Source organism: Chitinibacter sp. ZOR0017 (assembly GCF_000799095.1).
GTDB classification, from domain to species: Bacteria; Pseudomonadota; Gammaproteobacteria; order Burkholderiales; family Chitinibacteraceae; genus Chitinibacter; species Chitinibacter tainanensis.
On the sequence record NZ_JTLG01000021.1, the window covers coordinates 54,831 to 79,827 of the forward strand.

Below are 24,997 nucleotides of genomic sequence, written 5' to 3' on the forward strand. Positions count from 1 at the left end.
CTTTTTAACATGTTAAACCCGGTGCAATCACCGAGGTATAGCCAGCCAGACTAACACCGGCAAGCCTTACCCGCCAATACGGTCGGTATTAATCACTGCCAGCGGTTCGCACCGCCATACCCAACAGCGCGGCCAGTTTGCTTAGGGGGCGGCTCGCACAACCTCATCCGGCGGCACACCCCAGCGGGCCAGCGCCCAGCCGGCCGCACACACCAGCGCCGAAGCGGTAAACACCCACGCCCCGCCCCACAGCGGCCAGACTAGCCCGGCCAGGATACCGCCTAAACTGCCACCCAAGCCAAAAGACATCGCAATATACAATGCCTGCCCCTTGGCCTGATGTCGACCGGCAAAGTAACGATGGATATACCACATATTCACCGCGTGATTGCTGCCAAAGGTAAAGGCATGCCCCAGCTGGGCCACGATCACCACTACCAAGGTCGCAGGCAACCAGCCAATCAGCGCAAAGCGCAGCACCCCGACGGCCAGCCCGAACAATAAGAGACTGCGATAGCGAAACCGCTGCGTCAGCTGCGGCATCAGCCAGAACACCGCGATTTCAGCCACCACCCCGATGGTCCAAAACCAGCCAATCAAGCTCTTGCTATAGCCCTGCTCGGCCGCATAAATCGAGTAAAAGCTGTAATACGGGCCATGCGCCAGCGACATCAGAAAGGTGGCGCCCAGCAACGCCAAAACTTCGCGCTGGCGCAATATCTGGGCAAAGCCCGCTTGTACCGTGCTGCGCGCTGCCGCCGCGCCGGTTTCTGGCACCCACCAGCAATAGAGCGCCAGGGCCGTCATCACCGAGATCACTGCCCATGGCAATACGCCCACGCCCAGCGCTTCGATCAAATAGCCCGCCACCAGCGTGGCCACCACAAAACCCACCGAGCCCCAGATGCGCAAGCGCGCATACGCACCCGAATCGCCCTGCAGCAGATTCATGGCCGTGGCTTCCACCAGCGGCAAAGCCGCGCTCCAGAAAAAGCTGGCGAGCAAAACCGCCAGAAACAGCGGCCAGAAACTGGTGCTAAAGGTCAGCGGAATAAAAAACAACAGGGCCGCGATACCAGCCAGGCGCAAAATGGTTTGCCGGCGGCCACTGCGATCGGCCAGATAGCCCCAGATGGCTGGCGCGTAAATGCGGTTGATTTGCGTGAGGCTGGTCAGAATGCCGATCTGCCAGGCCGGAAAAGCCAGCCCAGCCAGATACAGGCCCCAGTAAGGGGAAAACAGACCGTTAAAGGCGAAATAGCAAAAATAAAAGCCGGCGATCGCCAGCAAGGCGGTTTTTTTCTGCATACCTAGCTAGGTATAGGCCTAGCAAGCTGATTAAGATTGGCGTGGGTAGTAATACCCTTGCATCACGATTTAAACTGCTCGGCCGCAACGCGCAGATAATAAAACATCGACACGATGGTCAGAATGCCGGCCAGATAGAGCGCAATGCTGCCAATCAGTGGCGTTGACACGCCCGGCACCAGCGGCGCCCACCACAACAGGAACAAGATCGCAATCATCTGCGCGGTGGTTTTGAGCTTGCCGATCATATTCACCGCCACGCTCCTGGATTTACCCAGCTGAGCCATCCATTCGCGCAGGGCCGAAATAGTGATTTCGCGACCGATGATAATCACCGCCAGCCACGATGGCGCGCGATCGATCTCCACCAGCAAAATCAGCGCCGCTGCCACCATCAATTTATCAGCGACTGGATCGAGAAAGGCGCCAAACTGGCTGGTCTGATTCCAGCGCCGGGCCAGAAAGCCATCAAACCAGTCGGTGATGGCGGCCAGCGCAAAGAGGCCCGTGCCGACCATATTTTGCCAGGCCACCGGATAATCGGTATGTGGCAGATAAAACACACCCACAAACACCGGAATCAGCGCCACGCGCAACCAGGTTAGCAAAATCGGCAAATTCAAAGGCATAGTCTGAGGTCGTCGGTAGGCCGGTGGCCAGCTATCACGGCCATGCAGGCGAACTAAGCCCACCCGCATGAGAATGGCCGAGATTGTAACTGTTTTCCGCGCCCACCGCTTGCCCTAAGCGGCCGGCTGCTCGCCCAGCTTACGCCGCACCCGCCGCAGCACAGCAAACAGCACCGCCACCAACAGCGGCAAACTCAGACCTTGCACCAGCTCCACCGCCACTGGCACGCCCATGGCTTTGAGCCCCTTCAGCCCATAGCCCAGCAGCCCACATAAGTAGTAGCTGATCGCCGCAATCGACAAGCCTTCCACGGTTTCCTGCAAACGTAACTGCAGCCGCGCGCGTTCGGCCATGCCGCTCAATAAATGCTGATTTTGCTGCTCTAGCCCGACCTCAACCCGCGTGCGCAGCAAGGCCGTGGCGCGACTCACGCGCTGAGCCAAGGTGCGCTGGCGCTGCGCCACCACCGCACAATGCTGCAACTTGGGCGCCAGTCGGCGAGTCAGGAATTGACTCAAGGGTTGCACCCCTTGCACCCGGGTTTCGCGTAGCTCTAGCAGCCGTTCACGCACCTGCGTGTAGTAATCCGCCGAGGCGGCAAAGCGGTGGTCGGTGCGCGATAGCGCGCTTTCCACCTGTGCCGACAGGCGCGTCAGCCGCTGCAGCAGCGGCCATTCATTGTGCGCGCTCAAATCCTGCAAGCTACTGATGAGCTCGGCCAGCTCCAGATCGGCCGCGGCGAGCTCAGGGGCAATTTGCTGGGCGATCGGTGGCGCCAGCTGGGCCAGCGCCCGCGCGCTTTCGATATCAAACAGCCGCTGCAACATCCGCCCAGCCTGCCGCCGCCCCATACGCCGATCGGCGAGCACAAAGCGCAAAAAGCCATTGTGATCGGGCTGGTAATCACCAAACAGCCAACCGGCGCCATCCCCCACCTCACCACCCACTAGCTCATGGCCGGTAAAGAAATGCGCCGCAAGCTCTGGCACCGCCTGCGGCAGCGCAGCCGCTGGCAACACCAAGGCATGGATCGCCACCAAGACTTGCCCGGGCAATAAATCCAGCCATTCGGCCGGCAAGCCCGCCAAGGCCGGCTGGGCAAAAGGCGGGCTCGCCGAATCTAGCGGCGCGCTGATGCTCAGCATGGAATGTTCGGCGTGGCGCTGCCAAAACAGTTGCAACTCGCCCAACTGCGTACTGAACGCAGCGACTTCGCCCGCCGGCCCCGCCACGCCAAAATGGCGACAAAGCCGCTGTAATAGCCACAACTCATTGGCAAGGCTCAGATGCTGATTGGCATACGCCAGATGGCTCACCTGGCCGGGAATCTGCAGCGCGGGATAAGCCAAGGTATGTGTTTCGCTGGCCACCTGCCGGCGCAGCGGATGCTCATGCAGGCGCAAGCTAAATTCGACAGCGGCGGTCTCGGTGTTGGCGTCGTGGGGCATGTGGGTCTCCTCACCGTTGGGCGGCGATCTTTACCCATAGAGCAATGCAAAAGCCATGCCACATAACGAAGCAAGGGGTATTGCCACCAGCGCCTTATAAAATAAGACCCTAGCAGCAATACCCCTTACATAATTCACGCTCTGCACCAGTGCGGATCAGCCCGCGCGGCGCGCGCACCAGCACTGCGCCTGCTTTAGGCGCTAGCGGCTTTGCTCGCAGCCAAACGCTGACGACGGCTTTCGGACAGCACCATGCCCGTGGCCACCGACACATTCAGGCTTTCTACCGTACCAAACATCGGAATCGACACCAGCGAATCGCACAGCTCGCGTGTCAGGCGGCGCATGCCCTCGCCTTCGTTGCCCAAGACCCAGGCAATCGCGCCGGTTTGATCGTAGTTATACAGATCAGTCTGGCCATCGGCGGCAGTACCTACGATCCAGATACCGCGCTCTTTCAAATCGCGAATAGTGCGCGCCAGATTGGTCACCATCACATAGGGCACCACTTCGGCCGCGCCACACGCCACTTTCGAGACGGTAGCGGTAATGCCCACACATTTGTCTTTGGGAGCAATCACCGCATGCACGCCCATGGCATCTGCCACCCGCAGGCATGCACCCAGATTATGCGGATCGGTAATGCCATCCAGAATCAGCAAAAAGGCCGGCTCATCCAGATCATCGAGCACATCTTCAATCGACAGATAGCTCTTATCGCTATCAATCAGCGCCGCCACGCCCTGATGGCGCACATTGCCGGCCAGGCCATCCATACGCTCGGCGGTCATCGGGGTGATTTTCTGATCGGCTTCTTTGGCCAGACGCAGCAGGTCTTTCATCCGTGGATCGCTGCGCTCGTTGCTGACATAGAGCTCGAGCACACTATCCGGAAAACGGCGCAAACGCGCGGTAACGGCATGAAAACCGTGGATCATTTTTTTTTGCATTTGGCGCAATTCCCCATTCAAAGGCGGGATTTTACGGCTTTTTGCCCCGCTGCGCTGCAAGATTGCGACTTAGGCCGCGCGCTAGCGACCTGAGAGCGTGGCCAGATCAGCCTGATAATCGCCGCGCGGCAACAAGCGCCCTTGCGGCGCCGGATGAAAATACACCCACGCCCAGATCCGCTCGCCCGCAGCCGTGATGATCGGGCTCAGCTCACGGCAATAATCGCTAGGGTGTTCTTCTAACTGATCGACGTGCGCCAGCGTGGCCGCATCCAGGGCATACAATTCACCCTGCACACGGTATAGCGCCGGGCTTTTGGCTAGAAAGGGATAATCAAGGGTATACAGCGCAAACTCATGCTCGGTGCAGGCTGGCGCAATATACCTAGCCTGCGCCAGATAATGGTGATTGGCAAAACCCGCTTTGAGCGTGCCATAGACAAACAAATACTGCTCGGCGCTAGGCGTGGCCGAATCCGGGGCTGGGGCGGCAGAGGCGCGCGACTCAATCATGCTGACATAGCCTGAAATGATGGAGCGCTATTGTGCCTGTGCAGCCGTGGGTTTGCCTAGCGGCTCCACCACCGCTGGGCCACTTTCTTCGCCCACCGCGGGCACTTGCAGCACGTCCGAATCCACGCAGCGCTTGGCCTGACAGAGCTTCACTCGCCAGCTGGCCGGGCGGCTGGCCGGCACGCCTTGCCAGCTGCCGCACCATACGCCATTGCCGCAATCCGTTTTTAGCGCCTGGCTGTACAGTACTTCGCGGGTCGTTTGATCAATCAGCAACCAGCGATCCGGCGCCACGCCGGGTTGCTCGGTTTTCCAGCTTAATAAAACCTGCGTCGGCAATAAGCCATCACCCAAGTCAGGATCATCCGGGGTAAACAGCGCCAGCACCGGCTTGGCAGGGAGAAGCTCGGGCCCGAGCATGGCCTCGACGCGAATTTTCTCCGAGCCTGTACACAGTGTGCGCCGGCACAGGCGCACCGATAATTCGTGTACGCCATTGGCCAGCGGTAGATTCACTTGCCCGGCTTGGCTGCGATCATTGTTTTCGGTGAATTTATCCGAGCGATACACCACCTTGCTGCCGTTCAGCACTTCCCAATGGGTACCGGGATTCCCCCACCATAAATTCCACGCCACCGTCACCACGCCATCGGTGGTGATTTGCGGAATCCACGCCAAGGCTGGCGCATCGGGCGGGCCGGCTTCGGCCACGGCGCCGGGCTCTTCACCCGCCTCCACCCAAGTCGCGGCGCGCACTTCGGTGCATAGCGGCGCCTCGAGCGTGCCGTTGCAGAGTCTGATGCGAAATTGATGCTCACCCGGGGTGAGTTTAGCCAGTTGAAAAACGCCGCTTTGCACCGACTCCAGCCGCGCCTCGGCCAGCTCAGTGACTTGCACGCGCTCACCTTGCACCGGCGGGGCGTTGTCGCGCGTGCGGCGGCTAAAATCACGGCCGCGATAGCGCAGCACGTCGTTATCCCATACTTCCCACCACTGCCCGGCCGTACCAAACCAGATATCCCAGGCGATGGTGAGCGGCCCGTTTTTGAGCCGTGCCGGCAAGGCATCCAGCACCGGCAGCATCGGCGCTTCGACTTGTTGCTCGGGAATGCTGGGGCCGCTATTGGCCACAAACTCGGGCGCATAAATGCTCGGATCATTGCGCACGGGCGGCGGCGGCGCACTCAGCTGCTCACACTCAAGCACGCCCAGCACGGCGGTGGGCTGGCAGGCTAGCTGATCGCGTTTGGCCGCTTCGCTACTGGGCAATAAAAATCCGGCGTGGGCCGCGGCCGAGAAGGCGCCAGCCAACAGCCAGCCAGTAGCACGAACAAGAAGGGCAAAACGCGGAGCCATGCGCAATTTCCTTGGCGGGGTTTTAAACTGCTTCGCAATATTCCAACTGTAACTGCAAATGCCGCTCGCCGCGAAATTCGTTAACGGCGATTTTATACACGGCCTGAATATCCCGGGGTATCGGCTCGGCGTAGTTGAAACGCATAGCGTCTAGCACCATACCCTCAGGGCTACTGAGCTTGAGCTTGCTGTGTTTTTCACCCACGATGCGCTGCTCAACCACGCGGAAACGCCCCTGAAAAACGGGCGCTGGAAAGCCCTGCCCCCAGACCTGCCGATCCAGTTGTTCGGCGGTGGCGATTTGTAGCGCATCGGCCGGCAACTCGCCATCGGTTTCGATCACCCGTGTGAGCTGGCTCTCATCCAGAAGTTCACGACACACATCCTCAAATGCGGCCGCAAAAGCGGCGTAATCGGCCTTGGCAATCGTCAGGCCGGCCGCCATCGCATGCCCGCCAAATTTGCGGATTAATTGCGGCTGGCGCTTGGAAACGAGATCGAGCGCATCGCGCAGATGCAAACCGGGAATCGAGCGGCCCGAGCCCTTGATTTCATCGCACACCACACCGTCGACACCGCCATCGGCAAACACCAGTGTGGGGCGGTGAAACTGATCTTTGACCCGCGAGGCCACAATCCCGATCACGCCCTGATGCCAGTCGGGCTGATACAGACACAAGCTGTAGCGATCAGCCACATCCACAGCCAGCAAGGCACGTTCGGCCTCTTCGCGCATGCCCTGCTCAATTTCGCGCCGCGCGCGATTGAGTTGATCCAGCGCCTTGGCCTGTTGCAATGCCTGACCTTCATCGGTGGCGAGCAAGGTGTTGATGCCAAAGCTCATATCATCCAGCCGCCCGGCCGCATTTAAGCGCGGCCCCAGCGTAAAGCCCAGATCAAAGCAACTGGCGCGGCCGTGATAACGCCCCGCCGCCGCAAACAGCGCCATGATGCCGGTGCAGGCACGGCCGGCGCGCATGCGTTTCAGGCCCTGCTCGACCAGAATGCGGTTATTGGCATCCAGCTTCACCACATCGGCCACCGTGCCCAGCGCCACGAGATCCAGCCATTGCGCCAGATTCGGCTCGGCCTGCTGGCCATTGGCGTACACGCCGCGCTGGCGCAATTCGGCCCGCAAGGCCATCAGCACATAAAACATCACCCCGACACCGGCCAGGTTTTTGCTCGGGAAGGTACAGCCGGGCTGATTCGGGTTCACGATCAAGGCCGGCGGCAGCTCATCGCCGGGCAAATGGTGATCGGTAATCAAGACTTCGATGCCGTGAGCCTGCGCATGGCGCACCCCAGCCAGACTCGCGATCCCGTTATCCACGGTAATGATCACATCCGGCGCCTTGGCCCGCGCCAGATCGACAATCTCGGGCGTCAGCCCATAGCCATACTCAAAGCGATTAGGCACGATGAAATCCACCACCGCACCAAAGGCCGCCAGGCCCTTCATGCCCAAGGTGGTGGCGGTGGCGCCATCGGCATCATAATCGCCCACGATCAGCAGGCGCTGGCCTGCTGCAATCGCATCGGCCAAGCGCGCCGCCATGGCGGTGGCGTTTTTTAACAGGGTAAACGGTAGCAGGCGACTGAGTTCATGCTCCAACTCTTGCGGATCGGCAATGCCACGGGCGGCGTATATTCGCGCCTGCAGCGGGGTATAGCCCGCTTGCTGCAGGGCGGCGACTGCTTGCGGCGCGATGGGGCGCGGACGAATCAGAGACATCAGCCTTCCTCCGTCAACGGCCCGATCGGCAAAGCGGGACGCCGCCAGAAGCGCCATAAATCACCGCGCCGAATGCGACATTGCTCGCCGGTATCGGGCAAGGTGAGGCATAGCTCAGTCAGGCTGCCGGCTTGCAGTGCGGCCAAAGCTGGCGCTAACCAGTCGGCTTCCCAGCGCAGCCAGATTTGCTGCCACTGATAGCCTTCACCGTAAATAGCCGGATAGCGCAAATCATCGAGTAAGACACAGGCATTGCTGATATTCAGCCCTTGGGCCGCAGCAAAATTGCCTGGCACAGACGCTTGCGCCCCCACGGCATTGAGCAATACGTCATCGGCGTATAGCGCCGCAGGCATTGCCATCTGTTGCTCAGCAGGATATACCCCACCACCCGATAGCCACACACTGTGCACCAATGGCTGGCCTGCCGCATCGCGGGCGTCGTTCACCGGATGCTGGTACAGCAGCATTTGCATTTCATTCAATAAGGCATGAAATTGCAGCGCTTTCGGCCCCGCAGGCAAGACTTCATTCAGATCGCGATTAAGCGCCTGATCCAGCGGGATAAAGTCCAGCTGCGGATCGGCCGGCAGGCGCAGCAGCCACTGGCTCGGGCTAATGGCAATAAACTGCCAGCCATCCGCACCATACAAGCCATTCAGGCTGGCCACCAGCGCCTCGGCTTCCGCCTGCTGGCAGGCCAGATACGGCTCACCCAAGACGGTGAGATGATCACGCTCAAGGCGCAGGTGCACCGGCTCAGCCAGCAACCAGTAGCCCGCCGTGAGTGGCGTAGCAGTTTGGGCTTGATAGTGCGCCGCCAAAATTGGTCCGGCGGGTAGCTGCGCCAGCCCCGCCAGGCTGGCCAGATAGGCCGCCCGCCCGCGCAGTGGCAAAATGCTTTTGCGACTCGCGCCATACAGTTTGGCCAGCGCCGGCAGGGCTTGGTTTTGCCAGATCGCGGCACGTGTATTGAGCTGCGGCCACAGCGCGCCGGGCAGAATTAGTTCAAGTTGGGTCAAGGTCGTCATGCGTGCATTTTAACATCGCCACGCCCCAGCTTTCGCCCACCTAGCACAAGAAAAAACCGCTGAGTAAAAACCCGCATTGGCTAGCAGCATCCCGCAGCGAATTCAAGCATCCGAAAATGTGTGTTGCATTATTGGCAACACCTAGGCATAATTCGCCCCCTTCGATGCATTGCCCGCTGCATTGCAACAGTTCCGCTGCCGATGGCAGGTTTGTTGCACACTTTATTTCTTTCGGTGGGCGTTTTGCTTTTTCATAGATCTCATCGCCTCTGACCTTCTTCCCCGCACTGCAGTTGTTGATAGCGGAACTTCTGGTTGGCGTCGATGCTGAGTCAAGTCATGGACTTGGCCACACATATAAGGACTGCCAACATGCCGCATACCGCTGCTACGGCTACAGACACGCCTAACGCTTTTATCGAACTGGGCCTGGCGCCACAAATTACCGCCACCCTGGAAGCCCAAGGCTTTAACACCCCAACCCCGATTCAGGCAGCCGCCATTCCTGAAATCATGGCCGGCCACGACATCATGGCTTCAGCGCAAACCGGTACCGGTAAAACCGCCGCCTTCTTGCTGCCCGCCCTGCACAAACTGACCAAAGAGCCAAAACACAATGGCCGCGGCCCGCGTATTCTGGTGCTGACGCCAACCCGCGAATTGGCTGAGCAGGTGTCTAAAGTGGCGACCGAATTCTGCCGCAAGATTCCGCGCTGCAAGGTGGTGACCGTCGTGGGTGGCGTACCCTATCCAGTGCAAAACAAAATGCTGGCGCAGCCGTATGAAGTGCTGGTGGCGACCCCAGGCCGTTTGACCGACCTGATGCGCAATGGCCGCATTGATTTCCGCCGCATGGAACTCTTGGTGCTGGACGAAGCCGACCGCATGCTGGACATGGGCTTTATTGATGAAGTGGAATCCATCGTTGAGCAACTGCCCAAAGAGCGCCAAACCGCCCTCTTCTCGGCCACGCTGAGCGAATCGGTACAAAGCTTTGCCGAGCCAATGTTGCGCTCGCCAAAACTGGTGGAAATGGCGCCGCAAGAAGTATCTAAGCCCCAAATCGAACAACGTGTGCACTATGCCGATGGCTATGAGCACAAACAAAAGCTGGTTGCCGCACTGCTGCGTGACAACGACGGCCAGCAAACCATTATCTTTACCGCCACTAAATTGTCGGCCGATGAACTGGCTGAATGGCTGAAGCTGGAAGGCTTTAAAGCTGCGGCCATGCACGGTGACCTGGCTCAGCGCGATCGTCGCCGCACACTGGATCGTCTGCGTCGCGGCGACATCGACACACTGGTGGCCACCGACGTGGCGGCACGCGGGATCGACGTGGCCGGCATTAGCTTGGTGATTAACTTTGATCTGCCACGCTTTGCGGAAGACTACATCCACCGGATCGGTCGTACCGGCCGGGCTGGTCGCTCTGGCGTGGCCGTATCACTGGTGACGAAAAGCGATTTCTCGCTGCTGACCAAAATCCGCCGCCAATTCCAAATCGAATTTGGCGTGCAAGAAATCGAAGGTTTGGAAGCACGCTTCCAGCCAGGCCGTGGCCACCAAGGTGGCGATCGTCGTGGCGCGGGCGGCCCAGGCCGTGGCCGTGGTCGCGATGGCGGCTACAACAAGAGCTTTGGTGGCTATAAAGGCCAGCGCCAACGTGAAGACGGCCAACGTCACACTGAAGGTCATCGCAGCGAAGCGTCACGCGGCAGCTACGGCGAGCGCGAGCGTCAACCACGTGGCGAAGGCTTTGGCGGCCAGCGCGAGCGTCAATTTGACAATCGTGAATCGCGCGGCGGCTACGGCAATCGCACCCCTCGCGGCGGCGAATTCGCCGGTGACCGTGCGCCACGTGGCGATTTCGATCGCGCTCCACGCGGTGATTTCGGTGGCGAGCGTGCTCCACGCGGCAACTATGGTGGTGATCGCGGCGATCGTGGTGGTCGTGATTTCGACCGCGCACCGCGCGGCGATTTTGGCGGCGAACGTGCGCCACGCAGTAACTTTGATCGCGCGCCGCGCGGTGATTTCGGTGGCGAGCGCGCCCCACGCGGTAACTACGGTGGCCAGCGTGAGCAACGTGAAGGCGGTCAGCGCGAAGTTCGCGCTCCACGTGGCGATTTTGGCGGCAAGCCAGATGGCAAACGGGGCGGCGGTCGCTTTAGCTAAGCATCACACCTTACCCAATAAAAAAGCAGCCTGCGGGCTGCTTTTTTATTGCCCGCCAGGGCTGCGCTTTGGGCTTGCTCAGTTGCGTGGCGATCGCTGAGCCCAACAGAATCGTACCAGCGCTTAATCGCCCGCAATCTCCAGCGGCGGCAGGCCATGCCGCGCGCGGGCGCGATTACAGGCCGCGCTATACACGCCGATTTCGGCCAGCGCGCCAAACTCGCGACAGGGCGATGGACGCTCGAAATAGATACCGCACGACACCCGCTCACCCACCTTGCCCACCAGCGCCAAGCACCGCGGCTGCGCATAATCGGTGCCGCGCATACGGGCGGTGTAGGCCGTTTCGTCATCCGCCAAGCTATCGGGCACCGTGCCGCCTTCGCTACTAAGCTCCGAGCGATCAAATGACACCCGGAACGCCGCACAGCAGGCGCCACAGCTCAAGCACACATTTTCCATATTCAGCCACCCGACCCAGCGATTACAATCAGGGCCGCATTCAATCCAATTCCCCGCCTGGGGTCAAGTTTTACCATGCTGATTCGCCCACTCTCCGCCGCCGATTTGCCAGCGGTTGCCGCCATTCAAGCCAGCTGCTACCCACCGGAACTCTTAGAGCAAGCCGAATGCTTTGCCGCCAAAATTGCCTTTTCGCCCGCCAGCCACTGGCTGGCCGAGCGCGATGGCGAAGCGCTAGGGTATTTGTTTTGCCACCCCTGGCAAGGCTGGCATCCACCCGATCTCGATAGCCGGCAGCTTTACTGGCCACAGCCACAGGCCGCTGCGGACTGCTTTTATCTGCACGATCTGGCCGTCGCGCCCAGCGCGCGTGGGCTTGGGGTGGCTGAGCAATTGATTGATACGGCACTGAGCTGGGCGCGGGCACAGCAACTACCACGCGCGATGCTGATCGCGGTGGGGCGCGCACCGGCATTCTGGCAACGGCATGGCTTTGTGGCCGAGCGCAACGGCGCTGATCTGCGCAAATACGGCGCCTCCGAGTTAATGAGCCGCACACTGTAGCTAACCAAGGGGTATTGCCAGCTAAATCAGATAAGAAAAGGGCTAAATATTAGATACCCAGCAGGGTATAAAGCTGCCACAGCGCCATCGCCACAATCAGCCCGCCGCACAGTGGCCGCACCCACGGTTTTTGGAGGCCTTGCTGTAGCTGGCGGGCAAACAAGCCCATCAACAATAGATTGGGCAAAGTTCCTAGGCCAAAGGCCAGCATCACCCCCGCCCCGTGACTGGCACTGCCGCTCGCCAGCGCGGATAAAGAGGCGGTGTACACCAGCCCGCAGGGTATCCAGCCCCACAAGAGGCCAATTAGCGGTGTATGCCACAACGAACGCACCGGCAGCAAGCGCCGCATCAGCGGCTGCACTCGCCGCCACAGCGGCTGCCCCAAGGCTTCGACGCGAGTGAGCCAGCGATTTACGCCGGCGATATACAGCCCCAGTAATAGCAGCAGCAGATTGGCGAGGATAAACAGCGAGAGTTTGAGCGCCTGCAATTGCAAAAGCAGCGCAAAACTTGCCAAACCACCCAGCAAGGCGCCGATCAGTGCATAGCCGGCCAGTCGGCCCAGATTAAAGCCCAGCAAATACGGCCAGCGAGCTGTGGCCGGCAATTGCAAACTAAAGGCAGTAACAATGCCACCGCACATGCCCACGCAATGCCCGCCACCGAGCAAACCAGCCAAAAACAAGGCCAGCAGATCTACTTCCAGCACGCTATCCCGCCCACCGTTAAATCAGGCGAGAATACCGCGCTTGCGTCACCGTTGTCCGCAAATATCGATCAAATACCATGGCAATCGAACGGATCAGCAACCGGCCTTTGCCGGTTACAAACAGGCCATCGGCTTCGATCTGCAGCAAACCATCTTCAACCAGCGGTGCGAGCAGTTGCAGCTCGTCAGCAAAATACTCGGCAAAATCGATCATATAGCTGACTTCAATCGCCTGAAAATACAGCTCGAACTGGCACATTAGCGCCTGAATCACCGCCCGGCGAATCACATCATCGCGATTCATCGTCAGCCCGCGCTGCACCGGCAACTGCTGCGCATCCACCGCCTGATAGTACTCTTCCAGCGTTTTTACATTCTGGTAGTACTGCCCGCCTACCTTGCCAATCGACGACACGCCAAAGGCCAGCAAATCACAGTCGGCATGGGTAGAGTAACCCTGAAAATTGCGCTGTAGCCGTCCACGGCGCTGCGCCACGGCCAGATCATCATTCGGCAAGGCAAAGTGATCCATGCCGATCAGCACGTAGCCCGCCGCCAAGAGATCGCGAATGGCGTTTTGCAGCATATCCAGCTTATCGCTGGCGGAGGGCAATTCGGCCTCATTAATCCGCCGTTGCGGCATAAAGCGCTCGGGCAAATGGGCGTAATTGTAGAGCGCAATGCGATCCGGGCGCAGCGTCAGCACTTGCGCAATGGTTTCAGCGACACTAGCCACGGTTTGCTTGGGCAAGCCATAAATCAGATCAACACTCACCGACTTAAAGCCATGCATGCGGGCGGCTTCAATCACGGTGCGGGTTTCTTCTTGCGATTGCACCCGATTCACGGCTTCTTGCACCGCGGGGTTGAAATCTTGAATACCCACACTCATCCGGTTAAAACCCAGCTGCGCCAAGATGCGGATCATCGACTCGCCCACTTTGCGCGGATCAATCTCGATGGAGTATTCGCCTGTCGGCAATAGCTCAAAATGGCCACGCACCATCCCCAGCAGGCGCTCAAGCTGCGCCTCATTTAAAAATGTGGGCGTACCACCACCTAAATGCAGCTGACTGACCCGCGAGCGCTGTGGCAAGGCCTGCGCATACTGGGCCAGCTCGCGCCCGAGATAATCCAGATACACATCCGCTTTGCTGGTGTCTTTCGTAATAATCTTGTTACAGCCGCAGTAATAACATACGGTATTGCAGAAAGGGATGTGAAAATACAACGATAGCGGATTGGCTAGCGCGCCGGGTAAGCGTTGTTGTAATATCTGCTCCAGCTGAGGGCTGGTCATGGCTTGCGTAAAGCGATCCGCAGTCGGGTAAGACGTATAGCGCGGCCCTTTGCCGTCGTAACGCACGATCAGCTCGCGATCAAATTCGATTTGGCCGTTCGGGTGCGGATGCTGGCTTGTTACAAATGTCATCGTGACTCTACTCCGATTCTACCCCTGCAGAATAAGAGCTGGCCTAATCCTCTGGTTTGATTAAAATCAATTCATCGTGACAGCGCATGCGGTAATTAGCACGCGCTAGCGGTACAATGTTTCCCTGTTTTTGTTTTCTGGTGAGAAGTTGATGATTTCCCCCATCCAAGTACGCGACATGACCCCACGCCATCTGCGCAATTCATGTGTTAACTGCAGTTTGCGTGAGCTGTGTCTGCCCATCGGCCTCTCCCAGGATGAAATGTCTGAGCTGGATAAACTGATCACCCAGGCCCGCCCCATCAAACGTGGCGAGGCGCTGTATCGTGCCGGAGAGCCATTCCGCTCGCTGTATGCGGTGCGTCTGGGCTTCTTCAAAGCCAGCGTGATTTCTGAAGACGGCCGCGAGCAAGTCACCGGCTTTCACATGTCGGGCGAATTGCTGGGCATGGATGCCATCAGCACCGATGTACACACTTGCGATGCCATCGCCCTGGAAGACAGCGAAGTATGTGAGCTGCCATTTAGCGACATCGAAGACCTCTCGCGCGATGTACCGCTGCTGCAACGCCATCTACACAAAGTCATGAGCCGCGAAATCGTGCGCGATCACGGCGTGATGCTATTGCTGGGCAATATGAAAGCCGAAGAGCGCCTTGCCGCATTCTTGCTGAATCTGTCACAACGCTTTGCAGTACGCGGCTATTCATCCAGCAGCTTCCATCTGCGCATGACGCGGGAAGAAATCGGCAGCTATCTGGGACTGAAACTGGAAACCGTGAGCCGTACACTCTCCAAATTCCAGGACCAAGGTTTGATTAAAGTGCAAAACCGCTTAATCGAACTGGAAAACATCGACAGTCTGAAAAAACTCTTGAATACCTGTCACGACGAATAAAACACCACCGGGGGTATCATGCGCCACGCCCATTTGATTGCCCCCTCTAGCCTTATACCCCTAATAGCCAGCCGGTTGCACTGGCAAGCCCCGCGCCAAACAGCCTACTGCCTGCACCCGCTCAGCCAACAGCTACCCAGCATCGCCACGGATGAAGCAATTTTGCTGTTTCACCCCTGCTCTCCCTATCTGCAGCAACACTATCCTGAGCATCCGCTGTGCGAAGTCATCATCCTGCCCAGCCCTCTGGCCGGCCTGCACGGCTTTATGCTGGCGGCCAGCGGCGAGCATGCCGCGCTTGAACAATCTGTCGAAATACTGGATCTGCTCGCCCCCTTGGCCAATGGCTGGCTGCACCTCGGCCCGCGCGGCTGCGGCGGGTTTATTCAGCAGATCTGGCAGACGCTATTGCCGTCTTCGCAAAGCGCCGAACAGCAAGACTGGCAAGCCATCCTCAGCACATTGCAACAGCCCAACCCGTTTCAGCAGCAAGGGCCACTGCTAACGGCACTGAGCCATCAGCTCTTGCAACAACAGCTACAGCTCTCTACCCTGCGCGGCCTCGCCCATCGCTTTTTGCAGGATTTTCCACCTGCAGCATTTCAGGCACACCACCCACAGCTTGAGCAGGCCTTTGCGCCATTAATTAGCAACGAATACAGCCCCACTCACCAGCTGGCGCAACTACTCAGCCAGCAATAAGGCGAGCAGTCTCGCTCAAGCTCTTACAGGCGTAAGCAAATAAAAAAGCCACCCGAAGGTGGCTTTTTTATTACTCAACTACTTATTTGCTTTTGATGGTGTAGAGCGGGGTTTGACCTGCAACCACTGCGCCGCTAGCCAGATTGGCCAATGGGGCAAATTGATCAGCATTGGTCAATACCACCGGGCTGATCACCGATTTAGCATTGTTGCGCAAGTATTCCAGATCCAGCTCAAGCACCGGCTGGCCGGCTTTCACTTGGCTACCTTGCTCAACCAGACGGGTAAAACCTTGCCCGCCCAGCTTCACGGTTTCAATCCCGATGTGCACGATCAGCTCAACACCGGCATCATTGATCAGTGCGAAAGCATGGTTGGTGTTGAAGATCTTCACCAATTGGCCATCACACGGCGCAACAACTTGATTACCGGTTGGCAGAATCGCCACACCTTCACCCACTGCTCGGGTCGCAAATGCCGCATCGGGCACATCTTCCAGAGCTACCACCTCACCCGTTACCGGGGACAGCAGTACGATTTCGCCGGGGTTAGAGGCTACAACCGCCACAGCCGCAGGCTGTGGCGCAGCCTCTGTTACTTTTTTCCGGCCAGAACACCACGCAGCGCGTCAGCGATCAGTTCGGCTTTCGGCCCAACGATGATTTGTACGCTTTGTTTGTTCAGCTTGATAACACCACTAGCGCCAAGACGCTTGGCAGCAGCTTCATTCACCAGATCAGCATCATTTACCGACAGACGCAGACGGGTAATGCATGAGTCAACGTTGGTCACGTTAGCAGCACCACCAACTACATCCGCGTAGCCTTGAGCCAGTGACAGGGTGTCGCTAGCAGCTGGGGCAGCTACTGGAGCAGCAGCAGCAACGGCTTCTTCATCTTCACGACCAGGCGTTTTCAGGTTCAGAGCTGCGATCACAGCGCGGAATACAAAGTAGTAAATCGCGAAGAACACCACACCTTGAACGATCAGCATGATCATGTTCTGGGCCAGCGGGTTGCGGCTAGACAGAACAAAGTCAACCAGACCGGCTGAGAAGCCAAAACCTGCAATCCACTGCATTTGTGCAGCGATAAACACAGACACACCAGTCAGGAAGGCATGAACCACATACAGCAGTGGTGCCACGAACATGAAGGAGAATTCCAGCGGCTCGGTTACACCAGTGAAGAATGAAGTTACCGCAGCAGCCAGCATGATTGAACCTACGCGAGCGCGGTTTTCAGGCTTAGCAGCTTGGTAGATCGCCAATGCAGCACCTGGCAGACCAAACATCATGATTGGGAAGAAACCAGCTTGGTACATACCGGTTACACCTTGAACAGCCTTACCTTCGGCCAGTGATTTCGCACCACCCAAGAAGTTAGGAATGTCGTTGATGCCGGCTACGTCAAACCAGAACACAGAGTTCAGGGCATGATGCAGACCTACTGGGATCAGCAAGCGGTTGAAGAAGGCATAGATACCAGCACCAACAGCTTTCAGGCCAACGATCGATTCACCGAAGTGCACCAGACCACCGTAGATGTGTGGCCATACTGCCATCAGGATGAACGATACAACGATCATCACGACAGAAGTAACGATTGGCACCAGACGGCGACCCGAGAAGAACGCCAGTGCTTTGTGCAACTCAACACCGCTGAAACGGTTATAGAGTTCTGCAGCAATCACACCGCACAAGATACCAACAAACTGGTTGTTGATTTTCTTGAACGCGGCTGGCACTTGATCCAGAGGGATACCCTGGATTTGCGATACCACGTTAGGTTTGAGCAGGGTGGTTACCACGAGGAAACCCACCAGACCCGCCAGCGCAGCAGCGCCATCTTTGTCTTTCGACATACCGTATGCCACACCAACCGCAAACAGGATTGGCATCTGGTCAATGATGGCAGCACCAGCTTGAATCAGGAAAGCTGCCAGTGCATTACTTGCACCCCAACCATCCGGATCAATCCAGTAACCAATACCCATCAAAATCGCAGCGGCTGGCAATACAGCTACCGGCACCATCAGTGACCGGCCGATTTTTTGCAAATAGCCCAAAATATTCATGCTTATTTCACCTTTTAAGTAGTACTTCGACCCTATTAGATTGAAGAACCAGCTAGAGCTGATAACACTACAACTTCATCCCCAGAACATCGTTTGCTGCGCAGACGAGAGGTTCAAAATGGCCACTTGATTATCTGCCCGCCGTCACAATCTGTGCAATGTTTCCATTGCAAGCTGTGCAAGAAAGCAAAAATCTTCAAACAACCATTTGAAAGCTCGCACGAAACAACGAAGATCCGTGCGGCAAAGATTGTCATTGTGTGAGGCGCATCATGTTGAGATTGCTCAATGATTACAACCAATGAGTCTGCTTCTTAATACTTTGCAAGATTTCTTTACATTCACCAGCCGATACACCACCGGGGTATCGCCATCGCAAGCAAAATGGTGAAAAGTCGGCAATCGATTGGTTACACCGCCGCACAGCTTCGGTTAGAATAGTTTTTTTATCTGTCACTGGTTTATCCACACATGCTTACAGGTAGCCTTGTTGCACTCGTCACGCCGATGGACGTGAACGGTGAAATCGATTTCCCCACCCTGCGTAAACTCGTTGACTGGCATATTGAACAAGGCACCAATGGCATCGTCGCCGTTGGCACCACAGGTGAATCCCCCACACTGGATGTGCATGAGCACATCGCAGTAGTAAAAGCAGTGGTCGAACAAGCGGCCGGCCGCGTGCCGGTCATTGCCGGCACGGGCGCCAACTCCACCCGCGAAGCCATTCACCTTTCGAATGAAGCGCTGCGCGTCGGCGCTAACTACGGCCTGAGCGTCGTACCGTATTACAACAAACCCACGCAAGCCGGCCTTTATCAGCACTTCAAAAGCATTGCCGAAAATACGGCACTGCCCACCCTGCTGTATAACGTACCCGGCCGCACTGGCTGCGACCTGAGCAACGATACTGCACTGCAGTTAGCTGAATTGACCAATATCGTGGGCATCAAAGATGCCACGGGCAATATGGAGCGAGCCGCCGAGCTAGCCAAGCGCGCCCCAGCTGGATTTGGCCTTTACAGTGGAGACGACGCCACCACCCTGCCCTTTATTTTGCTGGGTGGCCATGGCACCATTTCGGTAACTGCAAACGTAGCCCCCAAAGCCATGAGTGAAATGTGCGCCGCGGCTGCACAAGGCAACATCGCTCGAGCACGCGAATTGAATGACCCGCTGCAAGGACTGCATCGGCATCTGTTTATTGAAGCCAACCCCATCCCGGTTAAATGGGCGCTGGAAACCATGGGCAAAATCCCCGCTGGCCTGCGCCTACCGCTGACTCGTTTGAGTGAGGGCGCCCAAAGCACGCTCAAACAAGCCATGCAAGCAGCTCATATTATCTAATTTTGTTGGTAGACCCGCCCTTTCGGAATCACGATTCATGCAAATCAAAACTCCTTCCAAACTGCTGCTCTCTACCGCACTGCTGACTGCGTTAAGCGCCTGCTCTACTGATAACATTCTCACCAGCAAGGTGGATTATCGCAGTGGCAGTGACAACGTGAGTCGCAACCCGCTTGAAGTGCCACCCGACCTATCGCAAGTAGCCACGCCGAACGCCACCGCCAATACGACGCTAAGTGCCACAACAGCGGCACAAGCCAACAATACTAATCGTGAATTACTACCCAAGCCCGCGAATGCACGCATCGTGAATCAGGACGGGCTACGTTTTATTGAAGCCACGCTCAGTGCCAACGAAGCATGGGAGCGCAGCCGTGAATTCTGGCTTGCCAATGGCTTTACTCTCACTACTGAAAAACCAGCGACTGGCGTCATGGAAACAGATTGGCTGGAAAATCGCGCGGATCTACCGAATGATTTCATGACAAATCTGGTTCGTAAATTTGCTGATTATTTTGTCTCCACCGGCCGTCTGGATAAATATCGCACGCGGATTGAACGCGGCAATGACGATCAACACGTCAATATTTATCTAACCTATCGCGGCATGACCGAAGTCTACAAAGAAGGCTCAGCGCAAACCCAAAACTGGGGTGGCACTGCCTATACCGCAGCGCCACCTAATCCAGAACTTGAGCTGGAAATGATGGGCCTGTTGATGCAGTCATTTGGGCTAAGCAAAGAAGAGAGTGCGCAAGCAGTACAGCAAGCAAGCGCCAAACCGGTGGCTCGCGCCAGCCTCGACAACAACAGCCTGCTGATCAGCGATGGTTTTGATCGCGCATGGCGCCGTGTAGGCCTTGCCTTTGACCGCGTGGGTTACAACATTCAAGATCGCAACCGTAGCGCTGGCCTCTTCACTGTTCAGCGCGCTGCAACGGATATCGACAAAGAAGTTGAGTCTAGCTACTTCAGCTCCTTAGCATTCTGGAAAAAAGATGAAAGCGGCAAAGTAGATGGCAAAGGCAGCAATGCGCAAACCTTTGAAGTGAAGCTAAGTCCTCAAGGCGACAAAACCCGCCTGACCATCACCAGCAAAGATCCAATCGAGCCAGCGGTGCAGAAAAAAATGCTGAACGATCTGCTCAATCAATTGAAATAACAGGGTATTGCTTCGCAAGCCAATTAGAACAAGCTCTTGCGGCTTATACATCAAGCAAAGAAACGTCAGCGAAACCGCTGGCGTTTTTTATTTCCTACACCAAACAAACCACCGATCTAGCACCAAGCCACCTCATTGCCGTACCTCACCTCGATAGGCAAAAAAAAAACGCCAGTCCGTAGACTGGCGTTTTGTGAGGCATGAGCCTTAGTTGCTTTCCACCTTGCTCATCCGGCGGCGATCGTGCTCTTGCAGATAGCGCTTACGAATACGGATGTTTTGCGGGGTGATCTCCACCAATTCATCATCATCGATAAACTCAACTGCCGATTCCAGCGTCAGTTTCACTGGCGTGGTCAGGCGAACCGCTTCGTCAGTACCTGAAGCGCGCACGTTGGTCAGTTTTTTACCCTTGATCGGGTTTACCACCAGGTCGTTATCACGGCTGTGAATGCCGATGATCATGCCTTCGTACAGTTTCTCGCCTGGGCTCACAAACATCCGGCCGCGATCTTCCAAGTTCCACAGCGCATATGCAACCGCCTCACCATGCTCTTGGGAAATCAACACGCCGTTGTGACGACCTGGCATGTCAGCCTTGGCCGGTGCGTAGTCATCAAAAACGTGACTCATCAAACCAGTACCACGGGTCATGGTCATGAAGTCACCTTGGAAACCGATCAGACCACGGGCTGGAATATGATATTCCACGCGCGTACGGCCTTGACCATCACTTTCCATATTGGTCAGCTCACCACGGCGACGACCCAGCTCTTCCATCACCGCCCCTTGGTGGCCATCTTCAACGTCGATAGTCAGGTTTTCATATGGCTCGCAACGCTCGCCATTGATTTCTTTGTACACCACGCGTGGTTTACCAACGGCCAGCTCGTAGCCTTCACGACGCATGTTTTCCAGCAGAATAGTCAGGTGCAGCTCGCCACGACCAGAAACGCGGAACACGTCGGTGTCATCGGTGTCTTCAACCCGCAGCGCCACGTTGGTCAGCAGCTCTTTGGTCAGACGATCACGAATCTGACGGCTGGTCACGAATTTACCTTCAGTACCGGCCAATGGTGAGGTGTTCACCATAAAGTCCATGGTCAGCGTTGGCTCATCCACGGTTAGCATCGGCAGACCCATCGGCTGCTCTTTATCACAGATTGTGACGCCGATACCGATATCTTCCAGACCCGAGATAATAATGATGTCGCCGGCTTCAGCTTCTGGCACTTCAACGCGCTCCAGGCCTTTGAAGCCGAGCACTTGGTTGATACGGCCTGAAGCCACTTGGTCGTCGTGATTCATCACTACCACTTGCTGACCTGGCTTGATGCGGCCGTTCAGCACGCGACCAACGCCAAGGCGACCGGTATAGGTTGAGTAATCCAGCGCGGCAATCTGCAGCTGCAATGGCGCATTGGCATCGCCCGGTGGGGTTGGCACGTGCGAGAGAATAGTCTCAAACAGTGGACGCATATCGGCTGATTCAGCATCCAGCGACAGCTTGGCAAAGCCGTTCAGACCTGAAGCGTAAACGATTGGGAAGTCCAGCTGCTCGTCAGTGGCACCCAGCTTGTCAAACAGATCGAAAGTTTGATCCACCACCCAATCAGGACGTGCGCCTGGACGGTCGATTTTGTTGATCACCACGATCGGGCGCAGGCCTTGGGCCAGCGCTTTTTTGGTCACGAAGCGGGTTTGTGGCATTGGGCCTTCAACGGCATCCACCAGCAGCACCACGCCATCCACCATACCCAATACGCGCTCAACTTCGCCACCGAAGTCCGCGTGCCCTGGGGTATCCACGATGTTGATGTGAGTGCCTTCGTAATTAATAGCGGTATTTTTCGCCAGAATGGTAATGCCGCGCTCTTTTTCGAGATCGTTGCTATCCATTACGCGTTCAGCAACTTGCTGATTTTCGCGGAAAGTACCGGCTTGTTGTAGAAGCTGGTCTACCAGCGTGGTTTTGCCGTGGTCAACGTGGGCAATAATGGCGACATTTCGAAGTGCGCGGGTCATGGGTCTCAAATTCAGGATTTGCGAAAACGGCGGATTGTATCATGGCTTAATGACAATCACCGTACTTTGGCAAGTACCGACTGGCGGTTAATAAGTACAAAGGCTGTACATCATGGCGAAATGAGAAGTACGAAGCCACGGAATGAGCCTGACGCTAGAACCTGCAGACACTCTCCGTCCGGGTATAACGATGAAATCCATATTGGATAATGCTTTCTAGCGCATATCCAGATAGGTATCTAGCCGCGTTCAGCTGATCGAGCTTTCCAACCCGAGCGCAAACCCACTAGAAGCAAAAACACACCCACCAGCGCTGGCGGCAACCATGGCAAAGCATTGCGCCATGCACCGCGATCCAGCATGGCCAGCGTAGGCTCGGTTGGGTCGTAAATCACGGCCGGTTGCTCGGCCACTCCACCGCGAGCGCGCAGTAAATTCCAATCGGCAAATTGATACCGCCGCCCATCATGAATGAAGGAAACGTAAACACGATAGCGTTCAGCCTGCGTTTGATCGGGCGGCAGCCGCTCATAACGGAGCAACTGCCCCTGCACAAGCTCGCCACGCAACACCAAAGGATAGCGATCGGCGCCCAGCACATAGCTTAAGCCTAACAATGCCAAGCCCACCACTAGCTGCAAACACCAAAGCCAGCGTATCCATCCCTGACCTACGCGCTGCGCTGATTGCTCCAGCGCTGAAGGATCGATCTGCATACTGCCTCCCTTGCGGCCTGACTAGCTTTTGCCAAGCAGACAAGCTGACGAATTGACGAACCGCTGCGAGTGGCCTAGGCAATCACAAACACTTCGCCCGAGCGAGCATCCACCGGTATACCCGGCAAACCCAAGGCAGATGATAGCTGCAGCAACATACCCGCAGTAGCACCCCAGATCAATCTATCCTGCCAGCTTAAAAATAGCGCCTCCCCCTGCTGCGCACCGCGCTGCACCCGCCGGCGGGCATAGCGCGCTGGATCAAGTGCAATCGCAAGGGGAATCTCAAATACATCGGCCACTTCATTGTGATCCGGTTGCGCCTGATACGCCGGATCAATCCCCGCCAGTACTGGCGTTACGCAATAGCCGCTAATGGTGTGATAGTGGCCCAATTGGCACCAGGGGGAGATATGCTGTGGATTGATACCCACCTCTTCCACCGTTTCGCGCAGCGCGGTGGCGATGCGGTCGTCATCTTGTGCTTCGACCCCGCCACCCGGAAAACTAATCTGGCCAGCATGCGCGGCTAAATGGGCGGCCCGTTGCGTAAGCAACAAGCTTAATTCCTCACGCAGCACCACTCCCACTAACACCGCCGCTGGCCGCTGCCCTTGTCGCGCCCCATCGCCCGCCGCTGGCCACGTCACCCCTTGCAGGCGCTGCACAGCCCAAGCTTGAAAAGCCGCAGCCTCAGCGGGCCACATCATCCATCACCTTAGGAAGTTTCAGCTCACGCCAATGCGCAAATAGCCGCAGGGCTAGGCCAGCCGCGAAGAGAAGCCACACCCAGCCGGCCGCAGTAAAGCCGGCCGACTGGGAAAAGTAAAACGCCAGCGCCACCAGAATCGACACCGTGCCATAAAAATCTTCATGCAGAATAAACGGCACATCATTCACCAGCATATCGCGCACCAAACCGCCGCCCACCGCAGTGACAAAGGCCAACACACAGACGCCAAACAAATTCACGCCCATCGACATCGCCACCTGCGCGCCCGCGATGCTAAAAGCCACCAGCCCGATCGAATCGGCCACGATAAAAATTTTATTCAGTAGCCCCACATTCAGCCGATGTAGGCGCACCAACCAGGCCAGACCCAGCGTTAGAAAGATCGTCAGGAATGGGCCATTATCCAGAAACACCCGTGGCAGTTGCGCCACCAGCACATCGCGAATCATGCCGCCGCCAATCGCGGTGAGCAGCGCCAGGATCACCACTCCGAGCAAATCAAACTGCTTTTTCGCGCCGATCAAATAACCCGAAATCGTGAACGACGCGGTACCAATCAAAAACAACCAAGTAAATTCAGGCAACTGCAAAATACACCTTTCCACACGGCCGACGGCCAAAACAACTTTTTATGATTAAACGCCGAGCAGTTTAGCTTTGACCGCCGCACACAAGGTTTGCAGCACATCAAACGCCGGCGCGATGTCGCTTAGCTCGCTGCGCTTGGCTTGCATTTCAATATCTTTGCTTTGCTGAGCAATCCGCGTCGCCCCTAGCTGGCCAGCCGCGCCTTTGAGCTTGTGGGCAAAGCTAATAATTTGCCCCGCATCTTGCGCCGGAATAGCTTGCTGCAAGCCCTGCAAACACTCATCCAGCGTAGGGTAAAACAAGGCCAGCAATTCTTCGCGCATATCCATGCCCACCGCTTGCTCAAGGGATTGGAACATGGTCTCGATATCACGCAGCTCGTGGTCAACTTCATTTAACAAGGCAGTACTCATGATGTTCTCCGCACAGTC

The 24,997-nt window shown here is 57.0% G+C and carries 24 protein-coding genes; 6 read left to right on the top strand and 18 right to left on the bottom strand.

Annotation, left to right across the window (positions count from 1 at the left end; translation table 11 throughout):
• Positions 1-141: 141 nt before the first annotated feature.
• The 8 genes from L991_RS07265 to L991_RS07300 all read right to left on the bottom strand — a co-directional run bounded on the left by L991_RS07265 (position 142) and on the right by L991_RS07300 (position 8,971).
• A complete protein-coding gene (locus L991_RS07265) occupies positions 142-1,308 on the bottom strand; it encodes an MFS transporter (protein ID WP_047393706.1) in 1,167 nt (388 codons plus the stop codon).
• Between the two features lie 62 nt (positions 1,309-1,370).
• Positions 1,371-1,937 (bottom strand): CDP-diacylglycerol--glycerol-3-phosphate 3-phosphatidyltransferase, encoded by a 567-nt coding sequence (gene pgsA / locus L991_RS07270; RefSeq protein ID WP_047394155.1) that lies wholly within the window; start codon positions 1,935-1,937, stop codon positions 1,371-1,373.
• Between the two features lie 114 nt (positions 1,938-2,051).
• Complete coding sequence (locus L991_RS07275; RefSeq protein WP_052190706.1) at positions 2,052-3,386, bottom strand: DUF3422 family protein; 1,335 nt, start codon at positions 3,384-3,386, stop codon at positions 2,052-2,054.
• A gap of 194 nt (positions 3,387-3,580) precedes the next feature.
• Positions 3,581-4,336, bottom strand: a complete 756-nt coding sequence (gene rlmB / locus L991_RS07280) for a 23S rRNA (guanosine(2251)-2'-O)-methyltransferase RlmB (protein ID WP_047394160.1) — start codon at positions 4,334-4,336, stop codon at positions 3,581-3,583.
• Positions 4,337-4,417: 81 nt separating this feature from the next.
• Complete coding sequence (locus tag L991_RS07285; protein WP_052190707.1) at positions 4,418-4,849, bottom strand: gamma-glutamylcyclotransferase; 432 nt, start codon at positions 4,847-4,849, stop codon at positions 4,418-4,420.
• Between the two features lie 27 nt (positions 4,850-4,876).
• Positions 4,877-6,205 (bottom strand): chitinase N-terminal domain-containing protein, encoded by a 1,329-nt coding sequence (locus tag L991_RS07290; RefSeq protein WP_047393707.1) that lies wholly within the window; start codon positions 6,203-6,205, stop codon positions 4,877-4,879.
• 22 nt (positions 6,206-6,227) lie between these two features.
• A complete protein-coding gene (gene recJ / locus L991_RS07295; RefSeq protein WP_047393708.1) occupies positions 6,228-7,940 on the bottom strand; it encodes a single-stranded-DNA-specific exonuclease RecJ in 1,713 nt (570 codons plus the stop codon).
• Positions 7,940-8,971, bottom strand: a complete 1,032-nt coding sequence (locus tag L991_RS07300) for a hypothetical protein (protein ID WP_047393709.1) — start codon at positions 8,969-8,971, stop codon at positions 7,940-7,942. Before L991_RS07300 ends, recJ begins: the two co-directional genes overlap by 1 nt.
• A 372-nt stretch (positions 8,972-9,343) precedes the next feature.
• On the opposite strand from L991_RS07300, the gene L991_RS07305 reads away from it, so the two are divergent.
• On the top strand, positions 9,344-11,149 hold the full coding sequence (locus tag L991_RS07305; protein WP_052190708.1) for a DEAD/DEAH box helicase: 1,806 nt from the start codon (positions 9,344-9,346) through the stop codon (positions 11,147-11,149).
• A 123-nt stretch (positions 11,150-11,272) separates the two neighbouring features.
• Here L991_RS07305 and L991_RS07310 read toward each other — a convergent pair whose 3' ends face one another.
• The gene (locus tag L991_RS07310; protein WP_047393711.1) at positions 11,273-11,611 is read right to left on the bottom strand and encodes a YkgJ family cysteine cluster protein; all 339 of its coding nucleotides are present in this window, start codon (positions 11,609-11,611) and stop codon (positions 11,273-11,275) included.
• A gap of 75 nt (positions 11,612-11,686) precedes the next feature.
• On the opposite strand from L991_RS07310, the gene L991_RS07315 reads away from it, so the two are divergent.
• Positions 11,687-12,175, top strand: a complete 489-nt coding sequence (locus tag L991_RS07315) for a GNAT family N-acetyltransferase (RefSeq protein WP_047393713.1) — start codon at positions 11,687-11,689, stop codon at positions 12,173-12,175.
• Between the two features lie 49 nt (positions 12,176-12,224).
• Here the strand turns inward: L991_RS07315 and L991_RS07320 are convergent, their stop codons facing one another.
• Together L991_RS07320 and hemN are read right to left on the bottom strand one after the other, a co-directional pair.
• Positions 12,225-12,887: a sulfite exporter TauE/SafE family protein gene (locus L991_RS07320; RefSeq protein ID WP_047393714.1), complete on the bottom strand. Its 663-nt coding sequence runs from the start codon at positions 12,885-12,887 to the stop codon at positions 12,225-12,227.
• Between the two features lie 16 nt (positions 12,888-12,903).
• A complete protein-coding gene (gene hemN, locus L991_RS07325; RefSeq protein ID WP_047393716.1) occupies positions 12,904-14,319 on the bottom strand; it encodes an oxygen-independent coproporphyrinogen III oxidase in 1,416 nt (471 codons plus the stop codon).
• Between the two features lie 151 nt (positions 14,320-14,470).
• On the opposite strand from hemN, the gene fnr reads away from it, so the two are divergent.
• Together fnr and L991_RS07335 are read left to right on the top strand one after the other, a co-directional pair.
• On the top strand, positions 14,471-15,217 hold the full coding sequence (fnr, locus tag L991_RS07330) for a fumarate/nitrate reduction transcriptional regulator Fnr (RefSeq protein ID WP_081986573.1): 747 nt from the start codon (positions 14,471-14,473) through the stop codon (positions 15,215-15,217).
• Positions 15,218-15,235: 18 nt separating this feature from the next.
• Entirely contained in the window at positions 15,236-15,919 is a 684-nt protein-coding gene (locus L991_RS07335; RefSeq protein WP_156129019.1) for a hypothetical protein, read from the top strand.
• Positions 15,920-16,001: 82 nt separating this feature from the next.
• On the opposite strand, the gene L991_RS17680 is transcribed toward L991_RS07335, so the two are convergent.
• On the bottom strand, positions 16,002-16,487 hold the full coding sequence (locus tag L991_RS17680; RefSeq protein ID WP_028449013.1) for a PTS glucose transporter subunit IIA: 486 nt from the start codon (positions 16,485-16,487) through the stop codon (positions 16,002-16,004).
• Between the two features lie 26 nt (positions 16,488-16,513).
• On the bottom strand, positions 16,514-17,995 hold the full coding sequence (gene nagE, locus L991_RS07345; RefSeq protein WP_028449012.1) for an N-acetylglucosamine-specific PTS transporter subunit IIBC: 1,482 nt from the start codon (positions 17,993-17,995) through the stop codon (positions 16,514-16,516).
• 471 nt (positions 17,996-18,466) lie between these two features.
• Here nagE and dapA point away from each other — a divergent pair, with 471 nt between their 5' ends.
• Together dapA and bamC are read left to right on the top strand one after the other, a co-directional pair.
• Positions 18,467-19,342 carry a 4-hydroxy-tetrahydrodipicolinate synthase gene (gene dapA / locus L991_RS07350; RefSeq protein WP_047393719.1) on the top strand — a complete coding sequence of 292 codons (876 nt, stop codon included), beginning with the start codon at positions 18,467-18,469 and terminating at the stop codon, positions 19,340-19,342.
• 37 nt (positions 19,343-19,379) lie between these two features.
• Complete coding sequence (gene bamC / locus L991_RS07355) at positions 19,380-20,504, top strand: outer membrane protein assembly factor BamC (protein ID WP_047393721.1); 1,125 nt, start codon at positions 19,380-19,382, stop codon at positions 20,502-20,504.
• Positions 20,505-20,711: 207 nt separating this feature from the next.
• On the opposite strand, the gene typA is transcribed toward bamC, so the two are convergent.
• From typA to L991_RS07380, 5 genes are all read right to left on the bottom strand, one after another.
• The gene (gene typA / locus L991_RS07360; protein ID WP_047393722.1) at positions 20,712-22,529 is read right to left on the bottom strand and encodes a translational GTPase TypA; all 1,818 of its coding nucleotides are present in this window, start codon (positions 22,527-22,529) and stop codon (positions 20,712-20,714) included.
• A 239-nt stretch (positions 22,530-22,768) separates the two neighbouring features.
• Entirely contained in the window at positions 22,769-23,245 is a 477-nt protein-coding gene (locus tag L991_RS07365) for a DUF3592 domain-containing protein (protein WP_047393723.1), read from the bottom strand.
• A gap of 74 nt (positions 23,246-23,319) precedes the next feature.
• Positions 23,320-23,952 (bottom strand): CoA pyrophosphatase, encoded by a 633-nt coding sequence (locus L991_RS07370; protein WP_052190709.1) that lies wholly within the window; start codon positions 23,950-23,952, stop codon positions 23,320-23,322.
• Positions 23,939-24,562, bottom strand: a complete 624-nt coding sequence (locus L991_RS07375) for a trimeric intracellular cation channel family protein (protein WP_034618910.1) — start codon at positions 24,560-24,562, stop codon at positions 23,939-23,941. The genes L991_RS07370 and L991_RS07375 overlap by 14 nt, the downstream gene beginning before the upstream one ends.
• A gap of 51 nt (positions 24,563-24,613) precedes the next feature.
• Entirely contained in the window at positions 24,614-24,979 is a 366-nt protein-coding gene (locus L991_RS07380; RefSeq protein ID WP_047393725.1) for an Hpt domain-containing protein, read from the bottom strand.
• Positions 24,980-24,997: the final 18 nt, after the last annotated feature.

Bases quoted from the DNA above. Each gene is read 5' to 3' on its own strand.
- L991_RS07265 (WP_047393706.1), bottom strand. From the start codon at position 1,308: ATGCAGAAAAAAACCGCCTTGCTGGCGATCGCCGGCTTTTATTTTTGC.
- pgsA (WP_047394155.1), bottom strand. From the start codon at position 1,937: ATGCCTTTGAATTTGCCGATTTTGCTAACCTGGTTGCGCGTGGCGCTG.
- L991_RS07275 (WP_052190706.1), bottom strand. From the start codon at position 3,386: ATGCCCCACGACGCCAACACCGAGACCGCCGCTGTCGAATTTAGCTTG.
- rlmB (WP_047394160.1), bottom strand. From the start codon at position 4,336: ATGCAAAAAAAAATGATCCACGGTTTTCATGCCGTTACCGCGCGTTTG.
- L991_RS07285 (WP_052190707.1), bottom strand. From the start codon at position 4,849: ATGATTGAGTCGCGCGCCTCTGCCGCCCCAGCCCCGGATTCGGCCACG.
- L991_RS07290 (WP_047393707.1), bottom strand. From the start codon at position 6,205: ATGGCTCCGCGTTTTGCCCTTCTTGTTCGTGCTACTGGCTGGCTGTTG.
- recJ (WP_047393708.1), bottom strand. From the start codon at position 7,940: ATGTCTCTGATTCGTCCGCGCCCCATCGCGCCGCAAGCAGTCGCCGCC.
- L991_RS07300 (WP_047393709.1), bottom strand. From the start codon at position 8,971: ATGACGACCTTGACCCAACTTGAACTAATTCTGCCCGGCGCGCTGTGG.
- L991_RS07305 (WP_052190708.1), top strand. From the start codon at position 9,344: ATGCCGCATACCGCTGCTACGGCTACAGACACGCCTAACGCTTTTATC.
- L991_RS07310 (WP_047393711.1), bottom strand. From the start codon at position 11,611: ATGGAAAATGTGTGCTTGAGCTGTGGCGCCTGCTGTGCGGCGTTCCGG.
- L991_RS07315 (WP_047393713.1), top strand. From the start codon at position 11,687: ATGCTGATTCGCCCACTCTCCGCCGCCGATTTGCCAGCGGTTGCCGCC.
- hemN (WP_047393716.1), bottom strand. From the start codon at position 14,319: ATGACATTTGTAACAAGCCAGCATCCGCACCCGAACGGCCAAATCGAA.
- fnr (WP_081986573.1), top strand. From the start codon at position 14,471: ATGATTTCCCCCATCCAAGTACGCGACATGACCCCACGCCATCTGCGC.
- L991_RS07335 (WP_156129019.1), top strand. From the start codon at position 15,236: ATGCGCCACGCCCATTTGATTGCCCCCTCTAGCCTTATACCCCTAATA.
- nagE (WP_028449012.1), bottom strand. From the start codon at position 17,995: ATGAATATTTTGGGCTATTTGCAAAAAATCGGCCGGTCACTGATGGTG.
- dapA (WP_047393719.1), top strand. From the start codon at position 18,467: ATGCTTACAGGTAGCCTTGTTGCACTCGTCACGCCGATGGACGTGAAC.
- bamC (WP_047393721.1), top strand. From the start codon at position 19,380: ATGCAAATCAAAACTCCTTCCAAACTGCTGCTCTCTACCGCACTGCTG.
- typA (WP_047393722.1), bottom strand. From the start codon at position 22,529: ATGACCCGCGCACTTCGAAATGTCGCCATTATTGCCCACGTTGACCAC.
- L991_RS07365 (WP_047393723.1), bottom strand. From the start codon at position 23,245: ATGCAGATCGATCCTTCAGCGCTGGAGCAATCAGCGCAGCGCGTAGGT.
- L991_RS07370 (WP_052190709.1), bottom strand. From the start codon at position 23,952: ATGTGGCCCGCTGAGGCTGCGGCTTTTCAAGCTTGGGCTGTGCAGCGC.
- L991_RS07380 (WP_047393725.1), bottom strand. From the start codon at position 24,979: ATGAGTACTGCCTTGTTAAATGAAGTTGACCACGAGCTGCGTGATATC.